Raw genomic sequence first — 1,790 nt, 5'->3', positions numbered from 1 at the left:
GCCCCTGATCACCGCCGCTGTCTGCCTCGCTCTCGCCGCGACCGCCTGCTCCAGCGACACCGACGGCAACACCCCGGCTGCCGCAGGCCACACGAAGTCGCCCAGCGCCGCACCGAAGCCGGCCCCCGCGCTCACCCCGGCCGAGGCCCGCGACGCCATCGCCTCCTACTCGAGGACGAACAACCTGGCGTACATCAAGCGCGACCGCGCGCTCCTCGACACCGTCGAGGGCGGCCCCCGGTACGCGATGTCGCTGGCCGACCTCAAGGAAGACGACGCCCTGCCGAAGGCGGACCGAGAGCCGTACCGGCCGTGGTCGTACGACCTTGCCGCAACCGACCTCTACATCCCGCGCCTGCAGCACGGGCAGCAGCGGTGGTTCGCCGCCGTCACCCGGGCCGGCAGCAACAAGCAGTACGCCCGCGTCCTGGTCCTGGCCGAGAACGCGAAGTCGAAGCGGTGGGAGATGGTCGCCACTGTCGACCTCGACGACCCCTCCCAGCTCCCGAAGATCGTGCTGGACAAGGACGGCTACGCCACCGCAGTCGACCCCGCTTCCAAGTCCCTGGCCGCTCCCGTCGGCCTGCTGCGCTCGGCCGTGATCGACAATTTCGCCACCGGAGGCGACCTCACCGGACGCAAGGTGCTTGCCCCCACCGAGGCCGCCAAGCGGCAGGTCGAGGTCCACAACGACACGATCCACAAGTTCGGCACCCGAGGCACCACCCAGTTCGCGTCAGCGGCCACAAAGTTCCCCGACAGCTACGCGTTGAAGACCTCCACGGGCGCGCTCGTCGTCTTCTCCCACAACCACACCCAGCACGACGCCGTCGCCTCGCCGGGTCTGGTGATCGTGCCGGACAAGCAGGACCGCGCCTGGCTCGGCACCACGCCCCGCCCCGCCTTCACCTACACCTTCACCTGCTCGGACGTCGCCGCCGTCCCGACCGCGCCCGAGCCGTCCAGTCTGCTGGGCTACGGATGCCGCCGCACGGACGCCGAGGCGAGCGGGCCCAGCACCGCCGTCTAGTAGGACTCCGTTAGGTCTTCATGTCGGTCCTGTCCGGGGGCATGTTGGGTGGGTGGACGCACATGAAGTGAACCGGTTCCGGGCGAAGTTGGCGTTATACGTGGCTGATGTGTTCGCCTCGGTGCCGCGCAAGGACCAGCGGGCCAAGGGCGACTGCTACCTGCGGGGACTGATGCTGGACGGCCGCCGCAAGTCGATCCAGGCCATGGCCTCCCGGCTGCCGGACGGCAACGAGCAGAACCTGCAGCAGTTCGTGAACCAGTCCACCTGGGACCCGGTGCCGGTGCAGCGGCGGATCTGCGAACGCATGCTGCCGCTGATCAACCCGATGGCCTGGGTGATCGACGATGTGTCGGTGCCCAAGGACGGCCGGATGTCGGTCGCCGTGGCCCCGCAGTACTGCGGGGCCCTGGGCAAGCGTGCCAATTGCCAGGTCGCGGTCAGTGTCCACGCCGCCAGTGACACGGCCTCCTGCCCGCTGCAGTGGCGCCTGTTCCTGCCCAAGGAGTGGGCGGCGGACACCGAGCGCCGGGCCCTCGCCCGCGTCCCGCCCGAGGTCACGCACCGCGAGAAGTGGCGGCTGGCTTTGGACATGCTCGACACGCTGGCCGGCTGGGGCATGACGCCGCCGGTCGTCGTGGCCGACGCCGCCTACGGCACCAACGCCCACCTGCGGGCCGGCCTGGCAGAGCGGGGAATCGACTACGTGCTGGCCGTCCGGGCGGACGTCACCGCCCACCCGTTCGACGCGAAGCCGGTG

Annotated in this window: 2 protein-coding genes; both read left to right on the top strand. The window is 70.3% G+C overall.

All coding sequences use genetic code 11. The annotated features are described in order from the left end of the window. Positions 1-1,030: hypothetical protein (locus C1I97_RS36545; protein ID WP_258382917.1), on the top strand; the 1,030-nt coding region annotated here is incomplete at its 5' end. A 52-nt stretch (positions 1,031-1,082) separates the two neighbouring features. Continuing rightward, positions 1,083-1,790, top strand: a 708-nt coding sequence (locus C1I97_RS36540) for an IS701 family transposase (protein WP_111007194.1), incomplete at its 3' end; no start/stop codon positions are given.

This window comes from Streptomyces sp. NTH33 (assembly GCF_003236365.1).
Taxonomy (GTDB): domain Bacteria; phylum Actinomycetota; class Actinomycetes; order Streptomycetales; family Streptomycetaceae; genus Streptomyces.
This window is presented reverse-complemented; position numbering and strand designations above follow the sequence as displayed.